Origin of the sequence: Sphingopyxis sp. BSNA05, assembly GCF_013265645.1 — a bacterium.
Classification (GTDB): domain Bacteria; phylum Pseudomonadota; class Alphaproteobacteria; order Sphingomonadales; family Sphingomonadaceae; genus Parasphingorhabdus.
The window spans coordinates 1-4,262 of sequence record NZ_PYIA01000160.1 but is presented as its reverse complement, the minus strand read 5'-3'; the positions used below and the strand labels follow the sequence as shown (position 1 = coordinate 4,262).

General features: G+C 59.7%; 1 protein-coding gene and 3 pseudogenes. All 4 read right to left on the bottom strand.

The features are described 5' to 3' along the window. On the bottom strand, positions 1–1,503 hold a 1,503-nt coding region (locus C8024_RS18905), incomplete at its 3' end, for a class I tRNA ligase family protein (RefSeq protein WP_173208064.1). Positions 1,504–1,669: 166 nt separating this feature from the next. Continuing rightward, positions 1,670–2,592, bottom strand: a pseudogene (locus tag C8024_RS18900) (bifunctional riboflavin kinase/FAD synthetase). A 65-nt stretch (positions 2,593–2,657) separates the two neighbouring features. Continuing rightward, positions 2,658–3,892, bottom strand: a pseudogene (locus C8024_RS18895) (dipeptidase). Then, positions 3,889–4,262: pseudogene (locus C8024_RS18890) on the bottom strand (dihydrofolate reductase); the annotation flags it as partial. The pseudogenes C8024_RS18895 and C8024_RS18890, both read right to left, overlap by 4 nt.

Genomic DNA, 4,262 nt, shown 5'->3' with positions numbered 1-4,262 from the left:
CCCTCCGCTTGGCGGAGGGGTTAGGGTGTTGGACCATCTTCTGGCCCACCCCCGGCCCTCCCGCAGCGGGAGGGGGGAGTCCATCGGCACAAACCATTGCGGTGTGCAGCGGTAAATAATCTTCGCTTTCGAGCGCCAGCTGTGCGGATAGCTGTGCTTGAAATCGGCGCTGGCCGACAACAGCGCACCCGCGTCACGCAGGTCCGAGCAGATCGGGCCTTCCGGGCCGTTGAAATTCTTGTTGATCACTCCGCCAGCACGCTCGTCGCCGCGCGGCAGCCATTCCCAGTCGTCGCGATAGACGCCATCGGCATCGACCGCGAATACCGGATTGATGCCATTGGCCTTGCAGAGATCGAAATCATCCTCGCCATGGTCGGGCGACATATGGACCAGCCCGGTACCCGCATCGGTGGTGACAAAGCTTGAGCCATCGAGAAACGGCCGCGGTTTGGTGTAGAATTCGCTGTCCGGGAATTTGTCCGCCATCGGGTGTTTGGCGGTGGCACCGGCGAGTTGGGAGCCGTGATATTCTCCGTCTGGTCTTAAAAACGCTGTGACGCCCAGTTCACGAGAAATTCTCTTTTCCAGATTGGTCCTCAGGTCATCGTCGGCGACAAGATAACGACCAGCCTCACGGAAATTGAACTTGCTCCACTCCTCGGTACCACGTAATTCTTCTGGAATTAGCTGGTCTGCCAATAACAGCTGGCAATCCACATATTCAACATCCGCCCCATAAGCCAACGCCTGATTGACCGGAATCGTCCAGGGCGTTGTCGTCCAGATCACCGCATGGGCGCCGACCAGTTCCGGCGCGTTCGGCGCATCGACAATCTCGAACGCCACATCAATCTGCGTCGAGACGATATCCTCATATTCCACCTCGGCCTCGGCCAGCGCGGTTTTCTCGACCGGCGACCACATCACCGGCTTGGCGCCGCGATAGAGCTGGCCGGCTTCGGCGAATTTCAGCAATTCGGTAACAATCGCCGCCTCGGCGTCATAATCCATCGTCAGATAGGGCTTGTCCCACTCAGCCAAAACGCCGAGCCGCTTGAATTCCTCGCGCTGCACATTGACCCAATTGTCGGCATAGGTGCGGCATTCGGCGCGAAATTCGCTGGCCGGAACCTCGTCCTTGTTGCGCTTCTTCTTGCGATATTGTTCCTCGATCTTCCATTCGATCGGCAGGCCGTGACAATCCCAGCCGGGCACATAAGGCGCGTCCTTGCCGAGCAGGCTCTGCGAGCGGACAACCAGATCCTTCAGCGTCTTGTTGAGGCTGTGGCCGATATGGATATTGCCATTGGCATAAGGCGGGCCGTCATGCAGGATGAATTTCTCGCGGCCGTCGCGGGCTTCGCGCAGTTTCTCATAGAGACCAATTTTCTGCCAGCGCTCCAATATCGCCGGTTCCTTTTGCGCAAGGCCGGCTTTCATCGGGAAATCGGTTTTCGGCAGGAAAACCGTGTCTTTATAATCTGCTTTGGGATCGGTCATGATCGCGGGGATTAGGGGACGCGGGGCTTGGGTGCAAGCGGGATTTGTGCCACGCGCGAGCCTTGCAATCTACCCGTCATTGCGAGGGCTGCAAGCCCGTGGCAATCCAGTGCGGGCGAGTGGCGTTACGGATTGCTTCGCTGCGCTCGCAATGCCGAAAGGTGGCTCAAGCCAGCAAGGCTTTCGCCTTGTCGCAATCCTTTTCCATCTGGACCTTCAGCGCGTCGAGATCATCGAACTTCTGCTCGCCGCGCAGGAAATGGTGCAGTTCCACCTCGATCGTCTGGCCGTAAAGATCCTCGGCAAAATCAAAGAAAAAAGGCTCGAGCAATTCCTTGGGCGGGTCGAAGCTGGGGCGTATACCCAGATTGGCCGCGCCGTTCAGCACGCGGCCGTCGGGCAGGCGGCCCTTGACCGCATAGATGCCATATTTAGGACGCAGATATTGACCGATATCGATATTGGCGGTCGGATAGCCCAAGATCCGGCCGTTCTTGTCGCCGTGGATGACCTCGCCCTGTATCGCAAACGGGCGGGTGAGCAGGCGGCCCGCTTCCTCGCAATGGCCCTCTTTCAGCGCCGCGCGGATGCGGCTGGAGGAGATAATGTCGTCGCTGTCGCTGACCGCGCTAACCGCTTCGCTTTTCAGTCCGTGCGCCGCGCCGACTTCGCGTAATACGTCGATATTGCCCTTCGCCCCCTTGCCAAAGGTGAAATCCGCTCCGGTGACCACGCCGGCCGCGCCAAAGCGGTCCACCAGCAGCTTGGCAATAAAATCCTCTGCCGTGGTGGCTGCCAGACCCGCGTCAAATGCGAAGACCAGCATCGCACTGCGCCCGCATCGGCGAACAGACGCTGCCGCTGGTCCAGACTGGTCAGGCGAAAGGGTGCAACATCGGGCTTGAAAAAGCGCACCGGATGCGGATCGAATGTCGCAATGATCGCCGGACGACCCTCGTCCCGCGCCCAGCTCAGCGCCTTGCCGGCCACCGCCTGATGGCCGAAGTGAAAGCCGTCGAAATTGCCCAGCGCAATGATCGCCCCGCGCAGGTCGCCTTCGATCCGGTCTTTTCCATTCAGTCTGATCATCGAATCGCTATTGCGGGATTTTGCGGATCATTCAACAAATTCGTCATGCCAGCAAAGGCTGGCAACTAACCTGCATGCGAAGTGCGGGTATCACCACCGGGCTGGACCCCGGCCTTCGCCGGGACGGTGGACTTTGACAATGGCACCAGTCCGGCCTTGATCACCCGCAGCGCATTCAGACCCATCACCGCCCGGATTTCCGCTTCGCTGAACCCGGCATCCAGTAGCGCCTGGGTGATCTGCACAACGCCGCTGGTGTCAAAGCGCGTCGTTACCGCGCCGTCAAAATCGCTGCCCAGCGCGACATGCTCGATGCCGACAAGATCCCGGACATGTTTCGCCGCTTTCGCAACGGTCGCCGGATCGGTGTTGCACATGGCGCCGTCCCAATAGCCAAGGCCGATGATCCCGCCGGTTGCGGCGACACCCTTAATCTCTTCATCGGTCAGATTGCGGTTGACCCCGCACACCGCCTGCACACCGCCATGGCTGGAGACCACCGGACGTCGGGCCATTTTCAGGATTTCGGCGACCGTGGCGTGGCTCGAATGGGCGATATCGACGATCATGCCCATGTCTTCCATGTCGCGGACGACAGTCCGGCCAAAATCGGTCAGCCCGCCTTTTTCCATGCCATGCATCGATCCGGCCAGCTCATTGTCGAAAAATGGACCAGCCCGGCCATGCGCATGCCCGCGGCATAGAGCTTTTTCAGATTGGCGCGATCGCCTTCGAGCGTCTGCAGGCCTTCGGCGGAGAATAATACACCAATCGGGCCGTCTGATTGATTCCGCGCAGCCGCGAGCGTGTCAAGATGGCCAGGCTGGCTGATCGGCAACATCGCGCCCCTCGATACGGCCACCGCGCGGTCCAACTTCTGCGCATGATAGAGTTGCCGCTCGAGCAGCGAGAACCAGGTCCGCACCGGCTGCATCTGGGCGATCGCCAGCAGGGTGATATTATCCGTATCGCCGCTGTTGCTGTCGTAATTCTGGCCCTTGGGCGTCTTGGTCACGCTGGAGAAAATCTGCAGCCCGATATTGCCCGCCTGCAGCCGGTCGAGATCGATATGGCCACGATCCACGCTGTCGGTAATCTTGCGCTTCCACAGCAAGGTGTCGCCGTGCAGGTCGACGATCATCAGGCTGTCGTGCAATTTCTGCGCCTCGGGGCGGATCTCCGGTAGCGGCTTTCCATCGACCATATTGGTCTGCTTCTCGAACTCGGCCGGCGCGAAAATCAGAAAGGCGGCGAGTAAAATTCCGACAAGCCCCAACAGCGCCAGCAGGAATTTCTTCACCCAATTTTCCTTTTTAGCGTGACGAAGCTGAAGGCCGGCTTGTCATTTTTCGCCTCGTGATCTTCGCGCGCAATTTCTTCCCACCCGGCTTTATCGAAGGCCGGCATCTTGGTATCGCCCTTTGGCTTGGCATGCACCTCGGTCAGTTCGATCCGGTCGCCTTGTCGAGAAAGGCCGCGTAAATCTCCGCGCCGCCGATCACTGCGATATGGGGTGCGTTGGCCATTTTCAGAGCCTGCTCGATGCTGCCGGCAATCTCCGCGCCGTCGCCGTCCCAGCTCTTGTCGCGGGTCAGCACGATATGGCGGCGTCCGGGCAACATCCCTGGCAGGCTGTCAAATGTCTTGCGGCCCATGATCATCGGCTTGCC